16 protein-coding genes are annotated in these 16,027 nt (G+C 64.9%); 9 read left to right on the top strand and 7 right to left on the bottom strand.

The window, feature by feature from the left end:
* Position 1: 1 nt before the first annotated feature.
* The 6 genes from IE075_RS10715 (at position 2) to IE075_RS10740 (ending at position 6,423) form a co-directional block, all read left to right on the top strand.
* A complete protein-coding gene (locus tag IE075_RS10715; RefSeq protein WP_189456359.1) occupies positions 2-1,255 on the top strand; it encodes a histone H1-like repetitive region-containing protein in 1,254 nt (417 codons plus the stop codon).
* 89 nt (positions 1,256-1,344) lie between these two features.
* On the top strand, positions 1,345-2,142 hold the full coding sequence (locus tag IE075_RS10720; protein ID WP_189456361.1) for a TSCPD domain-containing protein: 798 nt from the start codon (positions 1,345-1,347) through the stop codon (positions 2,140-2,142).
* A gap of 142 nt (positions 2,143-2,284) precedes the next feature.
* Positions 2,285-3,637: a PIN-like domain-containing protein gene (locus tag IE075_RS10725; protein WP_229792465.1), complete on the top strand. Its 1,353-nt coding sequence runs from the start codon at positions 2,285-2,287 to the stop codon at positions 3,635-3,637.
* 98 nt (positions 3,638-3,735) lie between these two features.
* Positions 3,736-4,515, top strand: coding sequence for a Cthe_2314 family HEPN domain-containing protein (locus IE075_RS10730; RefSeq protein WP_189456365.1), 780 nt, complete (start codon positions 3,736-3,738; stop codon positions 4,513-4,515).
* A gap of 212 nt (positions 4,516-4,727) precedes the next feature.
* Positions 4,728-5,963 (top strand): serine hydrolase domain-containing protein, encoded by a 1,236-nt coding sequence (locus IE075_RS10735; RefSeq protein WP_229792466.1) that lies wholly within the window; start codon positions 4,728-4,730, stop codon positions 5,961-5,963.
* 82 nt (positions 5,964-6,045) lie between these two features.
* A complete protein-coding gene (locus tag IE075_RS10740; protein ID WP_189456367.1) occupies positions 6,046-6,423 on the top strand; it encodes a VOC family protein in 378 nt (125 codons plus the stop codon).
* 295 nt (positions 6,424-6,718) lie between these two features.
* Here the strand turns inward: IE075_RS10740 and IE075_RS10745 are convergent, their stop codons facing one another.
* Positions 6,719-7,180 (bottom strand): DUF2846 domain-containing protein, encoded by a 462-nt coding sequence (locus IE075_RS10745; protein ID WP_189456369.1) that lies wholly within the window; start codon positions 7,178-7,180, stop codon positions 6,719-6,721.
* Between the two features lie 16 nt (positions 7,181-7,196).
* Positions 7,197-7,787, bottom strand: coding sequence for a hypothetical protein (locus IE075_RS10750; RefSeq protein ID WP_189456371.1), 591 nt, complete (start codon positions 7,785-7,787; stop codon positions 7,197-7,199).
* A 372-nt stretch (positions 7,788-8,159) separates the two neighbouring features.
* Between IE075_RS10750 and IE075_RS10755 the strand changes: the two genes are divergently transcribed.
* The gene (locus IE075_RS10755) at positions 8,160-8,588 is read left to right on the top strand and encodes a VOC family protein (protein ID WP_189456373.1); all 429 of its coding nucleotides are present in this window, start codon (positions 8,160-8,162) and stop codon (positions 8,586-8,588) included.
* Between the two features lie 204 nt (positions 8,589-8,792).
* Here IE075_RS10755 and IE075_RS10760 read toward each other — a convergent pair whose 3' ends face one another.
* A complete protein-coding gene (locus tag IE075_RS10760; RefSeq protein WP_189456375.1) occupies positions 8,793-9,653 on the bottom strand; it encodes a tetratricopeptide repeat protein in 861 nt (286 codons plus the stop codon).
* A 191-nt stretch (positions 9,654-9,844) separates the two neighbouring features.
* Here IE075_RS10760 and IE075_RS10765 point away from each other — a divergent pair, with 191 nt between their 5' ends.
* Entirely contained in the window at positions 9,845-10,588 is a 744-nt protein-coding gene (locus IE075_RS10765) for a DUF4184 family protein (protein WP_189456377.1), read from the top strand.
* A gap of 63 nt (positions 10,589-10,651) precedes the next feature.
* Here the strand turns inward: IE075_RS10765 and IE075_RS10770 are convergent, their stop codons facing one another.
* Complete coding sequence (locus tag IE075_RS10770; protein WP_189456379.1) at positions 10,652-11,128, bottom strand: hypothetical protein; 477 nt, start codon at positions 11,126-11,128, stop codon at positions 10,652-10,654.
* Positions 11,129-11,428: 300 nt separating this feature from the next.
* Here IE075_RS10770 and IE075_RS10775 point away from each other — a divergent pair, with 300 nt between their 5' ends.
* Positions 11,429-11,854 carry an ester cyclase gene (locus IE075_RS10775; protein WP_189456381.1) on the top strand — a complete coding sequence of 142 codons (426 nt, stop codon included), beginning with the start codon at positions 11,429-11,431 and terminating at the stop codon, positions 11,852-11,854.
* Positions 11,855-11,989: 135 nt separating this feature from the next.
* On the opposite strand, the gene IE075_RS10780 is transcribed toward IE075_RS10775, so the two are convergent.
* From IE075_RS10780 to IE075_RS10790, 3 genes are all read right to left on the bottom strand, one after another.
* Positions 11,990-13,270: a phospholipase D-like domain-containing protein gene (locus IE075_RS10780; protein ID WP_189456383.1), complete on the bottom strand. Its 1,281-nt coding sequence runs from the start codon at positions 13,268-13,270 to the stop codon at positions 11,990-11,992.
* A gap of 239 nt (positions 13,271-13,509) precedes the next feature.
* Positions 13,510-14,604, bottom strand: a complete 1,095-nt coding sequence (locus IE075_RS10785) for a DUF3500 domain-containing protein (RefSeq protein WP_189456385.1) — start codon at positions 14,602-14,604, stop codon at positions 13,510-13,512.
* A 256-nt stretch (positions 14,605-14,860) separates the two neighbouring features.
* The gene (locus IE075_RS10790) at positions 14,861-15,796 is read right to left on the bottom strand and encodes an aspartyl protease family protein (protein WP_229792468.1); all 936 of its coding nucleotides are present in this window, start codon (positions 15,794-15,796) and stop codon (positions 14,861-14,863) included.
* Positions 15,797-16,027: the final 231 nt, after the last annotated feature.

The raw sequence follows: 16,027 nt of genomic DNA on the forward strand, positions 1-16,027 counted from the left end.
CATGCAGAGCAACGGAAATGGCGTCACGGCGACTTTGTCCGAGGCCGCCGAGACGGTGACCGAGACCGCGACCAACATTGGCACCGCGATCGCGGAAACCACCGGCAGCGCGGTCTCGGCCGTCGTCGAAACCGCTGAAAGCGCGATCGCCGCCGTCGTCGAAACCGCCGACGCCGCACGCCAGGCGGTCAGCGAAGCGGTCGACACCGCCAAGCGCCAGCTCGAAGTCGCCAGCCGCGAGGCGCGCGAGCAGGCCCGTGGCGATGCGTCGGATGACGACGAGAGCCGGGGTGAGGGCGAGGGTCAGGTCGACACCGGCGACGACACCGATAGCGACAGTGCGCGCGAAGGCGAGGGCGCAAGCGCCGGCGCGACGAAGAAGGCCACGCGTCGCACGACCGCCGCCGGCAGCGCCGGCACCACCGCCCGCAAGGCCGGCCGCAGCGCCGCCGTGAAGAAGGGCGCAACCGCGGGCGCCGCGTCCACGGGCGCCGCGACGAAGGTCACGAAGTCCGCATCGAAGAAGTCGGCCGGCACCCAGGCCGCCGCCGGCAAGCGCGCCGGGGTGACCCAGGGCGCGACGAAGAAAGCCGCGACCAAGAAGAGCGCCGCGACGAAGTCCGCCGCCGGCGGTTCGGGCGGTGTTGCAACGAAGAAGTCGGTCGCCAAGCAGGCCTCGCTGCGCAAGGCCGCCGCAAAGAAGACCACGACCAAGAAGCTGCCGGTCCGCAAGTTCGCCACCAAGAAGATCGTCGCCAACAAGAGCGCCGGCGCCGCTTCGCGCAACGCCGCCCAGCGCACCGGTGCCGTCAACGCCGGCCGCACCGCCATCGCGAAGAAGGCCGCAGGCAAGAAGGCCGCGTCGAAGAAGACGGTCGGCAAGAAGGTCGCGAGCAAGAAGACGGTCGGTCAGAAGGCCGTAGCGAAGAAGTTCGCCGCCAAGAAGACCGTCGGGAAGAAGGCCGTCGCCAAGAAGGCGGTCGGCAAGAAGACCGCCACGAAGAAGTTCGCCGCCAAGAAGGCAATCGGCAAAAAGGCCGTCGGCAAGAAGACCGCCTCCAAGAAGACCTTCGGCAGCAAGACCGTCGCCAAGAAGAGCGCCGGCCGCGCCGCCACCAAGTCCGCTTCGGGCGTGTCCAAGAAGGCCGCGACGAAGAAGGGCGTCGGCACGCGCTCGGTCTCCACGCGCGGCGGCGGCCGCAGCGCCGGCCGGACCGCGGGCCGCACCGCATGGAAGAACCCGGGCCGCGCGTAACCGCGTTGCCCATGCGCCGGCCGCCTGACCGCGGCCGGCGCGCCACCCACACCACCGCGCGTTGAGCGCACCGCCGCAGCAGGACACCCATGGCCGTCAAGATCGAAAAGAAAATCAAGGGCTACGCCGTCGTCACCCCCGAGGACAAGGCGAAGGAAGCGAAAGCCGCGCAGCCCGCGCCGCGCGCCGAGCCCGAGGCGCGCCCGGCGGCCGAGGTGATCCAGATGCACGAGCGCGTCGAGCGCCCGGACGTGCTCATCGGCTCCACGTACAAGATCAAGACGCCGCTCGTCGAGCACGCGATGTACGTGACCATCAACGACATCGTGCTCAACCCCGGCACCGAGCACGAGCAGCGCCGCCCGTTCGAGGTGTTCATCAACTCCAAGTCGATGGACCACTTCCAGTGGATCGTCGGCCTCACGCGCATCATGTCGGCCGTGTTCCGCAAGGGCGGCGACGTCACCTTCCTCGTCGACGAGATGAAGGCCGTGTTCGACCCGCGCGGCGGCTACTTCAAGGCCGGCGGCGTGTACATGCCGTCCCTGGTCGCCGAGATCGGCGCCGTGGTCGAAGACCACCTCAAGTCGATCGGCATGATCCACGACCCGGAAATGAGCCTTGAAGCCCGCGCGCTCATCGCCGAGAAGCGCAAGCAGTACGACGCGCTCACCTCAAAAAAAAACTCTGACGTAAGCCCGGCGGGCGACCTGTTCCCCGAGCCGCGCGTGCACGCCGAGCCGCGCAGCGAGGACGTCGAAGTCACCGGCGAAGGCGCGAGCTTCCCGCCCTCGGCGGTGATGTGCCACAAGTGCAACCAGAAGGCCGTGGTGATCATGGATGGGTGTGCGACTTGCTTGAACTGTGGGTATAGCAAGTGCGGGTGAGCATAAAATAGGAAATTGAACTGGATCAATCTTTCTAAGTGCTTGGGTTTTTCGGTGAGAGGCAACCGTGAGATCAGATTTCGCGTGGTGCTACGGTTTAGATAAAGCAAGGCTCTCGGAGCTATGGGGGCGCGCTCTTTTCGTGTTCGACACGAATGCGTTGTTACACCTTTACCGGGTTCCTGACCAGGCACGAGCTGAGACAGTCGCATTGTTGAAGCAGTTATCTGATCGGATTTGGATTCCTTATCATGTTGGACTTGAGTTTCAGCGTAATCGGCTGGGTGTAATCGTATCTCAGAGGCAGCTCGTAGATGACACGCTGAAAGAGTGCCAAGACGCTCTTGCAGTCGTAAGAGGTCGCGTTGAAAAGCTCGACTTGGATCGACAAGGGATTGATGTTCGATCTGCTCCGCTTCTTGAGGCGCTGGAAAACGCACACAGCAACCTAAGTGACGCAGTCAAGAAAGCGCAAGACAAGCAACTGGCGCTATCTCATGCGGACAGCGTCCGCGATTCAATTGATGAGCTGTTTGCAGGAAAGGTGGGGCCGCGGCCCGCTGACCAAGCTGCGGTGGAAGAGCTGCAACGAGAAGCAGATGAAAGGTACTCGTTGCGCGTTCCTCCCGGGTTTAATGACTTAGACAAGGATCGCGACCCGAAGAGTGCTCGTTTTGTAGCTGACGGGCTAACCTACTCAAGGAAATGCGGTGATTTGATTGTTTGGCGGCAAACACTGGAGCACGTTCGGTCTATCGGCTCGAATTCGGTAATTTTTATTACGTCAGATAAGAAGGACGATTGGTGGCTGCAGGTCCAGGGGAAGACCATCGGGCCCCATCCGGAACTTGTTGCGGAGATGCGGCGGGTTGCGGGGGTTGAGAACTTCTGGATGTACTCGCTTGTGCAGTTTGTCGAGTATGCGAACAATCAAGTAGGTCAGGCGGCGCAGGTGTCTACCGAGTCGCTCGATGAGTTAAGGGATGTCGCCTCTAGCTTCACCCTGAATGTTCCGATTAAACGCTTTTATCGGACATTAAAAGATGAAGTGCGCCTGCCGATTCCGCATCGTGAGGTTAGCGCGGCGGTGCAACGATGGCTCGCTGCGACGGGTAGGCAATCGGAACAAGGTGAATTTCCAGGTCCCGAGCTTATTTCAGTCGATGACTTCGGTGTCGAAGGGTTTGAGATAAAGCGCCTAGATTCATGGTTGAACTTAAAGCGACCAAGATACTTACGCCAGATTGCGGATGGGCTCTCTAGTTTGCAAGGTGAAGTTGATCAGCTTCATCTGATTCTGGTTGTTTCGAAGGAGGATGCTGGCAAGGCCGTCAGCTCGGGTGGCGGGCATTCCTTGATGGAGTCTGCTGCAGACCTGATCTTGATGGATTCCGGATTAGCGTCAGTGACGGTCGGGACGGTTGTCGGAGGAATGTTCAGACCGATTGCAACGCGTCGCCAAGGCGAGGCCGATGGCACAGATGAGCCAGCGTAGCCCGTAAGAAAGTTGGGGTCAGGTTTAATAAAAGGGTTAGGTTCATTTCTCGGGAAATTGAACCTGACCCTTTTGTCTTCATCAATAAGCATCATGTGATGACTAGTCGAGCAGAGGATTTCGAGCACCGTCTGAAGAAGCACCCGTTTCTTGCGGCGTTATTTGAAGACATCTCGAATCTGGAGACACGAGCGGGAGGTGCTTCGTTCTATGCGAGCCAAGAGGAGCTGAATGAGTACACCTTCTACGTGCGCCGCGTTGGCTATGCGCTAGCCCATTTGATCACGTGGACAGAGCAGCTAGATCATTGCATTTATTATATTTCCGATTTCAATTACGGCGGAAAAGCTCGGCGCAATGGGATAACACGGGCCGACTATCTCTTGTATACGATCGAAAATTACCTCATCCGATTGCAATCTACGTACGACAAAGCGCTACAGCTTACAAATGCGATCTTCCACTTGTGCATCCAGGCGTCGAATGTCAGCCACGCGCTTGTCGTTAGCAATCTTAGAGTGTCTCGGACAGACGTCCCGGCTCGTCTAAAGGCAGTTAAGCGCGCTATACGTGATAAGCAGCAGGACAGGAATTCGATCATTCATCAGGGATCATTTGAGCGCGACAAGAAGCTGAGTCGTCTTGAGCTCTTCTATCTGCAAACGAGAGATAGCTGGGCGGCAACCAGTACGGATTTGCCTTTCGAAAACTTCCAGCTAGTTAGGCGCGACCTGATGCGCGAAGTGCTTCGAGAGAGGAAGGCGGAATTTGGCGCCATCAATGAAAAGCTGTTCTTTGCGGTAGATGAGCTGCTAACCAGCCTGCAGGCTCACTACCAAATGGAAGCCAAGCGTGTACGTAAGATCGCTTACGATTAGATATCGACCGAGAAAAAGATCCAAAAAGCGGTCGAAAAAAGGGGGCAGAGTGGTCTTTCTCTCGTCCCTGCTAGAAAGCCGACTCTGACCCCGGTTTTTGGAATACGACCCTGACCCGTTGCGCGTATACGGCCGCACACGCAACCCACAGTAGAAGCGAGCCGGTAAAGTCCAAACCGGTCCCGCCGCACGACTTGGACGTAAACGTACCCGTGAAGGATCATATGGACACGAGAAACAAGCTCGTATCGGTGGTGGCCGCCATGGCCGCGCTGTTCTCCGGCCTGGTTTCGGCCGCAACGCAGGTTGAATCGCGCACCTCGGATGCAGGCGCTGCGCTCGACGCGGTCATCGAGCAACGGATGAAAGACGGCGGAATGGTGGGCGTGGGCGCCGCTATCATCGTGGACAAGAAAGTTGTCTGGACCGGGGGATACGGCTTCGCCGACAGGGAGCGCGCGATCCGGTTCACCCCGGATACGGTCATGAACATTGGATCGATCAGCAAGACCTTTACCGGCGCGGCACTCATGCGCGCTGTCCAGGAGGGAAAAGTCTCCCTGGACGTGGATATCAACGCGTATCTCCCGTTCAAGGTGGTCAATCCGCATCACCCCGACGAGCCCATCACGCTCAGGCAGCTGGCGACGCATACCTCCGGGATCACAGATCGGCCATCTGTCTATGAGAGCAACTACCACTTCGGTGGCGGTCCGACAGAGAGCCTCGGCGGGTTTCTGGAGAGCTACTTCACCCGCGACGGCAGGCACTACTCGGACGCCAACTTCCTCAAGGCCAGGCCCGGTGCGCACCGCGAGTACTCGAATATCGGCGCAGGACTCGCCGGTTACATCGTGGAGCGCGCCGTCGGCGAGAAGCTGAACACGTATACCGCACGCCACTTCTTCACTCCCTTGGGAATGAGCAATTCGGGCTGGTTTCTCTCGGAAATTCCGCCCGCGAAGCTCGCACGGTTGTACGTGGCGCAAGGGCCGCGCATTCCGATTCCGCTGTACGAATTAACGACATATCCGGACGGCGGAGTTCGCACCTCGGTTTCCGATCTCGCACGGTTCTTCACCGCACTGTTGAACGACGGCGAGTACGAAGGCGCGCGGATCCTCGACAAGCCGGCGGCCGGGGAGATGCTCAGGTTTCAGTACACGAATGCGAACAAGCCTGGCAACGTGAACATCGAAGGGGACGACTCCGTCAACTCCGGCATCTTCTGGGCCACCAAGTACGACATCACCCGGATCGGGCATAACGGTTCCGACCCCGGAGTGAGAACGATGATGCTCGCGGATCCGAAGAGGGAGGTCGGCGTCATCCTCTTCACGAACACTTCGATGGGCGACGAAGAGAGCGGGTCCTATTTCGAAATCTTCGACGCTCTGTGGGCCCGGGCGGAGCAACTGAAGCGTGAGGCGTCAGGGAAAAGGGGTTAGGTTCATTTCCTTTCCGCCTCACCCAACGGGGTCTGGCAAGCAGCGTCGAGGCTGATGAGCCCCGCAGTCGGAGAACCAAGCAATGCGCATCGACCACATCACGCTGCTCGTGACATCGCTCGACACGTCGATGCGCTACTACGAGGCGCTGCTGCCGCTGATCGGATTCACCAAGCGGGATGACCATGTCTGGACCGACGGCGACGGCGTCTGCCTGCAGTTCGGCGAGGCGCGTCCCGGGACATCGCGGTACGAGCGCTACGGTGCGGGCATGAACCATGTCGGCTTTGCCGCCCGCTCGGCGGACGAGGTGGCGTCCGTTCGGGCCGCGATGCAACAGGCCGGCTTCGACGTGCCGGAGCTGCAGCATTTCGGCGACGTCACCGCGCTGTTCATGCGCGACCCCGACGGCATCCGCTTCGAGGTCACGTACTGCCCGCCCGGCGTGCCGCCCGTCTGATAGGGGGCTGCTTCGGAGAGCGGCCCTGAGCGATGACCGGACGGCCTGCCCGGAATCACAGCGGTTGTCCCAGCTCAAGCGCTCGATAGACCCGCAACGCCGCGTCCGCAATCGGAAGTTGGGTCACTACCTGCTGCATGACCTATCGCCAAGGCAGGGTGATCGAATGACCCGGGGGATCGGACGTAGCCAAGTGGAGCCAGAAGGGACGGAGGCATTCGAGTCGAGCTAAATGCCCCCGCCTTCTTTGTCGAAGGCCGCTCGCGCGGCCTCCGTCTTTTGCGTTGTTCCGAGCTTACTTCGCGAGTTTCAGCTTCTTCGACATGCCCATGAACGTGGCCTCGTCGGACGGCGCCAGGTTCGGACGGCCCGCGACGAGGCCCATGCCCAACGAACCCTTGACGTAGTAGGTCTCGCCCGGCTCGATTTCCATGGTCAGCAGGTCCTTGGTTTCACCTTGCACGGCGTACTCGTGCGTGCCCGGCTCGACGGCCACGACGAAATACTTGCCATTGCGCAGCTTGCCCAGTTCGGTCTCACCTTCGCGCACCTTGAAGCCGATGGCCGCGCCCATCATCTTGGACTCGCGGAAGAACACGATCTGGCCCTTGTCGGCGGGCGCGGCGCTGATCAGGCCGTTGCCGGGCGATACCGCTTCAACGGCCGCCGGTGCAGACGTTGCGGCCGCAGTCTCGGTGTCCTGCGCCATGGCGAACGCGGGGACGAGCAGCACTGCGCACAGAATCGAACGGGGCATCATCGAACGCATCGGTTTACTCCTGGTTGGATGGAACGTCGGTTGAATCGGTTGGCTCGGTTGATGCGGCAATCGCCGCGCTTTCGAGCGGCAGATCGGCGACGAGCTTCGCGTGCACGCGGGTGCCCGCTGGGATTTCGATCTCGCGGCCCCGGATGAACATCGCGAACGGGCCGGCAGCGAATGACACCGCCAGCGCAAGTTCGGCATTGCTCTGGCCGCTCACGCCGAGCTTCAGCCCGCGCAACGCGACCCGCTGTTCGCCATGGGTGACATGGCGCGCCGCGATAAGCAGTTCACCGGGTTTGCCACCACCGCGCGCGGGGGCGGCATGGACGATTTCCCCGGCGACAGGGGCGTGCAGTTCGATCGCGGTTCGTCCATCGACGGACAGCGGAGCCGCGAGCCGCATCGCAAAGCGGTCGCCGCGTTTATGCCGTGCGGAATTGAGGGTTTCGAGAATTTCGAGATCGACGGGCGTGCCGGCCGCGATGCAATCGCAACTCGCAGACGCTTCCCCGGATGCCGGTGCGACGCCGGACGGGTCGCTCAAGGCATCGGTTGATTGCGCGCATGCGCTGCCCGCCGCGAGCATTGCGGCCAGCACCAGTGTGGTTCGGAACATCGGCTTCCCCAAGCCTTGAGGTTGGTACGGTAGAGCAACGGCAGAGCAGTGCCAAGCCCCGCCTCGAGCTTAGAAAAGGGGTGGAACTCAGGTCGTCCCAAGTACGCAGGACCCGTGGTCAAACGCGGCGGAGGCCGTTAAGTCGGCCTGATCGGCGTCGGCCTTTTTATTCGTGCGCCGAGGCCGAGCGCAGCGAGCGAACAGAACCACTCCGGGGCCGCGTCATTCATCGTGGGCAGCGGCGCGTTGAGCAGTTGCTCGTATGCCGAGACGCGAACGGCGCCCGGCCATGCGCGTCGACGCAGGGCGCCCGCGCGGGGCCTAGACTGCGGCCTCCCCACCCGGAGCGCATCCATGGAGACCCAGCAGCTTCACCGCGGTCGCCTGATCGACCACCTGCACCTTGTCGTACGCGACCTCTCAGCAAGCCGACGCTTCTACGACGCGCTCATGCAGGTGCTTGCCGTGCCGCTTGGCGGCGAGGGCGATGACTACTTCTGGTACGACGAGCTCTTCGTCTCCACCGCCGACAGCGACGCAGCGCAGGGCCGGCTGACCGGGCGCCACCACCTCGCATTCCAGGCGGGTGACCGCGCGACGGTCGACGCATTCCACCGCGCGGGCTTGGCCGCGGGCGGCACCGACAACGGCGCGCCCGGCGAGCGGCCCTACCATCCGAGCTACTACGCCGCGTTTCTGCTCGACCCGGACGGCAACAACATCGAAGCCGTGTTTCATGGCGAATCGCGGCGCAGCGCGTCGTCGGTGGTGGTGACCTTCTAAGTCGCCACAAAACAGGGCAAGGTCATTTATCTCGTCGAGAGAAGTGCCAGGCGCATTTCTCCGGATGGGGAACCCGACCCTCGTGCTTCGTTGCGATCACCATGGGTCCAGGCACGACGCCGCGCATCGAATCCGATCGCGCGGCTGGGATCAAAGAGGACGGAGCAGTGGAGTCGAGCTGATCGCCTCCCGCCCATTTACCCGTTAACCATCACCGATCCGCGCCAACGCCAGGCCTGCGGCTTCGCGCCATTGCGGGGTGTGTCGGGTGCCGGTGGCGGCCGCGAGCAGCGCCGTGCGCACGGACGCCTTGCGCGTGGAGTGCCGGTATCCGGTGACCACGGCGTCGACCGCGCGATCGCGCTGGCCCAGCTCCGCGTAGGTCTGCCCGAGGTTGAGCCAGGTCGCGGAGCGGGTAGGGGCGTAGTCGAGCGCGCGCGTGAAGTGGCGGCTCGCGGTGTCGTGCTCGCCTGTGAGCATGTACGCATAGCCGAGGTTGCCGAGGATCTCCGCATCGCGCGGCTGCAGCGAGGCCGCGCGTTCGAGCGGTGCGATCGCCTGCTCGGGCCGGCCCGCGTTGATGAGCTCGATGCCTTCGCGGTTGAGCCGCCGCGCCAGCCCCGCATCGGGCGTGGCGTCGGCCGTGCGCGCGATGTCTTGGCGCGGTGCGGGAGGCGGCGCCGCGGGCGGGCGCCGCTCGGTCTCGCGTCGCTCGGGCTGGGCCGGCGGCGCTGCAGGCCGGTCCGGCGGCGCCATCACCACGGCCGTGTCGCCTGACGGCTCTTTTTCCGGCGACCCGTCCTCATCGGGCGGCGGCGCCTCGGCGACCACGGCATCGGTGGGCGCGTCGTCGATGCCGGGCGCTTCGTCGATCACGGCGGGCGCGCGCACGCGCACGCGGTCGAGCACGAGCGGCGACCGGGCCGCGTCGGACGCGACGGCCGGCGGCTCCGGATCCTCGCGTTCGAAGTGCTCGAACGCGAGCGTTGCCGCGAGCGCTGCAGCCAGTGCTGCCGCGACCGCAAGGCCGAGACGTTTCTTCGACGCGTCGATGGACAGTGGCATGCGGCGACGGTAGGCGCGGCGGTGTTGAGAGCCTGTCGAATCCCTGGGCGCCGCGCAACGAAGGGTTCAGGTCCACTCCACCCGATCCAGAACGGTCTGATCTGTCCGTGCTTCGCACGGTACCTTCACCGCACCGCACCGCACCGCACCGCACCGCTGACTGCGGCACATTGCACCTTCAGACTCGCCCAATGCCGCTGACACCGTCCCACGCCGCCGCCGCGCTGCTTCTCGAACGCACCTGGCCACGAATGCCGCTGGCCGCACTGGTCATCGGCAGCATGTCGCCGGATTTCGAGTACCTGCTGCGGCTCATACCGCGCGGCGAGTTCGGGCACACGCCGATGGGGCTGCTGTTGTTCTGTTTGCCGGTCGGGCTTGTCGTGTGGGGCGTTTATCGCGCATGGATCCGGCCGATGGTGCACGACCTGCTGCCGCCGGGCCTCAGCGCCGGCACTGCGCCTCGGTGCGACGCGAGCTGGAGTGCGGGCGCGCTGGCGGTGCTGCTTGGGGCCGTGAGCCACGTGACGTGGGATGCGTTCACGCATGCCGACGGCTTCTTCGTCGGCCTGCTGCCTCCTCTTGCGTCGGTTGCGCTGCCGGCCGTGCTGTCGGGGCTTCGCTGGTACCAGCTGCTCCAGCACGCGAGCACCGCGGTAGGCGCGCTCGTGATCGCTTGGGTGGCAGTGCGATGGTGGCGCAACCACCCTGCGGCGGACCGGCGCTTCGCGCCCAGGCAAGCGCGCCGTGCTGTCGCGGCCGTTGTCGTCTTGTCGATCGTCTCCGGATTGGGCGCCGTACTGAACGGTGCGCGGGTGGCGGATCGCGATCTTGCCGTCGTGCTGGGCTACGCCGCAGTCGGCACCATGGTCGGTTTCGCGCTCGCGTCGGTCGCGCTCGCCGCGTACTGGCATGGCGTGACGCGGGCCGATTAGCAAAACGGACAAAGGCTCAGGTTCACGTCTCCGCAGCTTGAACACGCCCCGCTGCTTGCGCGATCAAAGCAGCCCAATAATCGGCAAGCCTTCGCTCGCGCTGGCGATCGCACAGCTGCGTGCATGCTGGTCCGCCTCATCGAGCTGCGGAAGCAGGGCGACCAGAGGCCGTCCTGCCTGCGCGCTCTCGTGCACAGCGTCCAGAAGCGTCGTGGTTGAGACGAGCGCATCCCTGCAGGCGCCAAGCGGCCGCGAGGGATCGAGTTCAACCGCATCGAGCTGGGCCACCAAGCTGCGCGACATGGCTTTCGCAGCCGACACGCCCGCAGCGAGATCGCCGTTCAACAGCGGGTCGTTCTTCAGCTCGCCCAGCTCGCGCTCGCCTGTGATGTAGGGCCGAACGCTCGATAAGGATTTCTGCGTGAACTGTTCGATCTGCTCGGTTACCAGTTGAGCCTTGAGGGTTTCGACCTCGGCTTGGTACCCGCACCCAACGAGCAGCGCGGTAGTTACGGTGAGGATCGAGCGAGATGGGTTCACGGGGACTCCTTGTCAATGTCACTTAAGGCCGTTGGCGATGAGGGCGCATACGCATGACGCGCCACGCCCAGGCAATGCCTATTGTCGGGCGTTTGGCGGTCGTTTGCTCCGGCGCGTAGGGACCGAGGGTGCTTCTCGCGTCCTGTGCTCGTGAGCGCAAAAGGGCCGGGTTCGCGTCTTCGAAAAACCGGCTTGCATCCGGTCGTCTAATCGCGAGACGGGCCATTTGCTGTTGCCTTTGCGAAGAACGACCATTTGGTACGCGCGGCATACGCCACTCCTGGATCGGGGACCCCTGTAATGACATCGACGTCCGACATCGCTGTATCTCCGAAGGCCGTCGTACTGGCGTACGTGGAGGCCTTCAACCGCGGCGATCTGAACGCTCTTCGCGCGCTGCTCGCCGACGACGCGGTGATCCAGGGCGTCACCGGCGTGGCGCAGGATTGGGACCGCATTGCCGCGGTATGGCGCCAACTGATCGAGGGCTACGACATGCAGTTGCGCATTGAGCAGATGGCGGTCGAGGGCAACACCGTCGCCGTGCGCTATACCGAGACCGGGACCTTCCGCGCGCCCGCATTCGGGCACGCGCCGACCCACCGCACTTACGAGCTGGTCGCCATGGAGTTCTTCGAGATCGCCGACGGCCGCATCCGCCGCCGCTGGGGTGCCCGCGATTCGGCGTCGCAGCAGCGACAGCTGGGGATCACGCCGGCGGGTTGAGCGGCCGACGGGCAACGGGTCGTACGGCCGCGCAATAAAGGCGCTGCTGCGTAAGTTGGAATGCAGCGGATGCCGTCGTTTTTGCCACCGGCTGACGCGTCGGTTTCTGCGACGAGGCCCGCGCGGCGGCGTCCCTCACAAAAACTCATTGATGCTGTAAGCCGCGTGGTCCTTCAGCTTGTGCCAGAGGCTGCGCCGGCGCCACTGATCGAGCTTCACTTCGATCGCATCGGCTGCGTAGCGCTCGAAGATCGCGTCGAGTTGGCCGGCGAGCCCCGGATCGAGGAGGCCGAGCGTGATCTCGTCGTTCGTCTCGAACGAGCGGTCGTCGAAGTTACTCGAGCCGACCGCGCTCCACACGCCGTCGATCGTCATCACCTTCTGATGCAGCAGCGCGTCCGGGTATTCGAACAGGCGCACGCCCACCTGCAGCAGCCGCTCGAAGTTGCGGTGGCCGGCGTGTTGCACCATCGCGTTGTCCGAGCTGCCGGTCGTCGGCATGATCACCCGCACGTCGACGCCGCGTGCGACTGCCTCGCCGAACGCGACGATCGTGTCGGGCTCGGGGATGAAGTACGGGTTCTGGATCCAGATGCGCTCACGGGCGAGGCAGATGGCCGCGTGGTGGAACACCTTGACTGCCGGCGCCGAGCCTTCGGGTTTGACGAACGCGGCGTGGATGATGACTTCACCGGCCGCCGGCAGCGGCGGAAACACGGCGTCGCCTGCGAACATCTCGCCGGTGTGGCCCATCCAGTTCTCGCTGAAAGCTGCCTGCACGGTGTGCACGATCGGGCCCTGCAATCGCAGGCTGATGTCGGCCACACCGCCGCGGCCGATTTCACCCGCCCAGTCGTCGACGATGCAGTGGCCGCCGACAAAGGCCTCGCGGCCGTCGAGGATCAGCATCTTGCGATGGGTGCGGTCGTTGAGCATGCCGAGGTGGCGCAGCGATCGCTTGTGGAAGAACTCGACGCGGCAGCCAGCCGCGCGCAGGCGCTCGGCAATCGGGCCACGCACCTGCTTGCTGCCGATCGCGTCGAGCAGCACGCGCACGGCGACGCCGGCACGGGCGCGTTCCTCGAGCGCCGCGGCGAGTCGCCCGCTGAGCGCGCCATCCTTCCACAGGAACGTCTCGAAGTGCACCGTGCGTTGCGCCGTGCCGATGGCCGCGAGCATGGCGTCGAAGAACGCGGCGTTCTCGAGCAGCTCGACTGCGTTGCCGGCAACCGGCGTGCCGAGCGACAGGCCGGCGAGCGACGGCACGAGTTCGTCGATCGGTTGATCGCAGCCGATGCGCAGCACGGGGTCGGTGTGGCGGCGGACCGACCACAGCACGAGACCGAGCACGATCACCAGCACGCCTAGCAGCAGCGCGGCGATTGCGGCCCAGCTGTCGGGAAGCGGCGGGTTCATGGGCGCGGCCGCCGCGTTGGCAGCGAAGCAGGGCGCACGATCGAGCGGGTCATCGGGGCAGGACCGTCGGAAGCTCGAGCGACGTTACGACCCGGGTTGTGAGCGCGATCGCAAGGCGTCCGTTGCGACGGCGCCGCGTGTTCAGCGAGGCGCCCGTTCGTCAAGCAGCCCGCTTCAAGTGCGAGACCCGCTCGTTGCAAATTCCAGCCTCGCCCGTTCGATTGGCGGGCAAGGCAGGCTCAGTGGGGGTGCGGCCCGGAGGCGTAGTGCCTGCGCAGCAGGTCGCCGCCGAAATCGTTTTCGAGATCGCGCCACACCGTGTGGATGTGGTTCGCGCCGTCCTGCGAGTTGTCGTACTCGACGAGCACGGTAGGCCCGTGGACGCGGTAGTAGTGCGGCGCACCGGGCTGCTGCGCGCCCGCCCACGCGAAATGCAGCTGCCCAAACCCGGCCTCGTCGATGCGCTGCAGTTGCTTCGTTGCCGCGGCGTCCGCCATGCGCCCCGCATACCACTCGAGCAGGCGGCGCAGCTGACGTTGCTGGTCGACCGTCATGTCCGCCGCGGGCAGGCCCGCGAATGCCATCGCACGCACGACGGGGTCGTCGCCGGTCACGATGTCCCCGGGTGTCGTCGCACCGATCACGGCGCGGGCGCGCCGAGGCGCATCGAGCATCCGGAGCAGCTCGAATGCGAGGTCCTCTTCCGCAGCGAGCAGGCGAAAGCCCCGGCGTGGCCCGCTCGGCACGCGCGCGGGATTCGCGCCGACGAACAGCGGCGCGATGATCTGGCCGTGCGGCCCGAGTGCGGTCGCGTTCACCGACAGGTGATGGCCCTCGAAGCGCCAGGCCCACGGCGGCGTGCGCGGCGCGCCAAACAAGGCCAGGTAGTAGAGCTCCGGATCGCGTCGGAATGCCCAGAAACTTCCCGCCGCTTTTTCCACGTCGCGCAGCGTGCCTTCGAGCTCCACGACACCCCGTGCGAGCTGCGTGCCGCGTTCGCTCAATCCGGTGCCGAGCAGCTCGAACGCGGCTGCGCGTTGCGCGGCGTTCATCGCCTCCAGCGGAAGGCCGGCGCGTCCCTGCGGCAGGTATGTCCACGCCGTGCGCTCGTCATCGGCGAAGTCATGCACGGCGATGGATTGCTGGCGTTCGCTGAGCGTGGCCAGAAACGCCCGTGCGGCGGCGCTCGACGCCGAGGCGTCAGTACCGGAGGCACCGCGCGCGGGCGCTGCATCGCTCGTCGAGCGGGCTGCGACCGGCGTCGCCTGCGAGCACGCCACGACGCTCGCAGCGGCGGCGAGCGAGACCCACCCTTTCCACCAGTCCTGGAGCATGGCAGCCGTCTCCGTATCCAGTTCCGCGGGGCGGGGCGGCCGCCGCGGTGCAGGACAATACTGCGCCAAAGCGAGGCTGTGCGCGCGAACGTGACAGACCCGTTCGACGCGTGCCACGGCGTGACGTCCTGCCTTGGATGAGCTCGCTGGCGACGGCGTGCGAGCTTCGTCCGACGATGGCGCGGATGCGAGGCGACAGTCGGGTCTGGTCCGTTTTATGGATGGGTCCGCCGACCTGCCGTGTGCAGGAGTCGAGCTACCTGCACACGGCCACGCGCTTGGAGCGCTGGTCGATGAGCACGACCGCATCCTGCAATGCTCGTGCACCGACGAGCAGTTCGGGAAACCGCTCCGACACGCGCACGTCGACATCCGACAGGCTCACGTCACCGATGCGAAACGGGCCGTGCACGCGTGTGCCTTGCGTCTCGATGTCGCCGTTGGTCAGGCGTCCGCGGCCGGCATCGTGAAGCTCACCGGCAGGCAGTTGGTCATACAGCGAGCGCGGCAGCACGAAGTGCACGTTTGCACCGGTGTCGAGCTGCCCGATGGCCTGCACGTTGCCGATCTGCACCGGGATGCGAAACGCGCGCTCGTAGGCAAGCGCACCGGTCGCGTTGGCCGGGATGTCTTGCGTGCGGGTGAACATCAGCGTTTTGTTCGGATAGTCGATCACGAGCAGGCCGTCGGCGAAGAAGTCACGCGCGATGATCCCGGCGAACGCGGCTTCGGGCGCATTGCGGGCGTTGTAGTCGCGGGTGATGACGTCCAGGTCGCGATGCATCAGGCCGCCGAGTTCAATCGACGCGATGCGCGTGGTCACGACCTCCGCAGTCTGCACGCCGTCGGAGGTGCGTGCCTGCCCGCTCGCCACCAGCCCGAGCTGCGAGGCGAGGCTCGCATCGGCGCGCCCCATGCCGCTCGCCCCGGTGTCGACGGCGAAGCGGAACGGCCCCTGGCCGTTGACGCGCGCCTGCACGTAGATGCGCCCGTCGACCGTCTCGAAAGGCGCTTGCACCAGGCGCTCGGCTGGCGGGATCCCGCGCGCGGCGCAGGCATCTGGCGGGGTGTCGGCGTGCGCGCGGCCGAGCACGCCGGTCAGCACGAGCGCGCAGGCGATTGCCGCGGCCTGTCGGGAACGGTGGAGCCTGCGGTCGGCCCGCGCACGCGGGTTGCCGGCGGGGGCTGGCACTCGTGGGTGGCTGTGGAGCCTGTTTGTACAGGCGCGTGTACGCGAGCTGGCCATCTGCTTCCTCCGTGAAACGCATGAGCGGTGGTTGAGGCGGTGCCACCGCGCAATGCGATCGGCCTCGTCCGTTCAACGCTGCCGGGCCCGCGGCGCCGGCGCCAGCGCATCGCGACGAGCGCGCTTTGGGGCCGACCAGGCCCGCCTTTCCAGGGATGAGCACGAAACCGGCATCGT

The sequence above is a fragment of the Cognatilysobacter bugurensis genome, from assembly GCF_014652095.1.
GTDB lineage: Bacteria > Pseudomonadota > Gammaproteobacteria > Xanthomonadales > Xanthomonadaceae > Cognatilysobacter > Cognatilysobacter bugurensis.

Bases quoted from the DNA above. Each gene is read 5' to 3' on its own strand.
- IE075_RS10715 (WP_189456359.1), top strand. From the start codon at position 2: ATGCAGAGCAACGGAAATGGCGTCACGGCGACTTTGTCCGAGGCCGCC.
- IE075_RS10720 (WP_189456361.1), top strand. From the start codon at position 1,345: ATGGCCGTCAAGATCGAAAAGAAAATCAAGGGCTACGCCGTCGTCACC.
- IE075_RS10730 (WP_189456365.1), top strand. From the start codon at position 3,736: ATGACTAGTCGAGCAGAGGATTTCGAGCACCGTCTGAAGAAGCACCCG.
- IE075_RS10740 (WP_189456367.1), top strand. From the start codon at position 6,046: ATGCGCATCGACCACATCACGCTGCTCGTGACATCGCTCGACACGTCG.
- IE075_RS10745 (WP_189456369.1), bottom strand. From the start codon at position 7,180: ATGCCCCGTTCGATTCTGTGCGCAGTGCTGCTCGTCCCCGCGTTCGCC.
- IE075_RS10755 (WP_189456373.1), top strand. From the start codon at position 8,160: ATGGAGACCCAGCAGCTTCACCGCGGTCGCCTGATCGACCACCTGCAC.
- IE075_RS10760 (WP_189456375.1), bottom strand. From the start codon at position 9,653: ATGCCACTGTCCATCGACGCGTCGAAGAAACGTCTCGGCCTTGCGGTC.
- IE075_RS10765 (WP_189456377.1), top strand. From the start codon at position 9,845: ATGCCGCTGACACCGTCCCACGCCGCCGCCGCGCTGCTTCTCGAACGC.
- IE075_RS10775 (WP_189456381.1), top strand. From the start codon at position 11,429: ATGACATCGACGTCCGACATCGCTGTATCTCCGAAGGCCGTCGTACTG.
- IE075_RS10780 (WP_189456383.1), bottom strand. From the start codon at position 13,270: ATGAACCCGCCGCTTCCCGACAGCTGGGCCGCAATCGCCGCGCTGCTG.
- IE075_RS10785 (WP_189456385.1), bottom strand. From the start codon at position 14,604: ATGCTCCAGGACTGGTGGAAAGGGTGGGTCTCGCTCGCCGCCGCTGCG.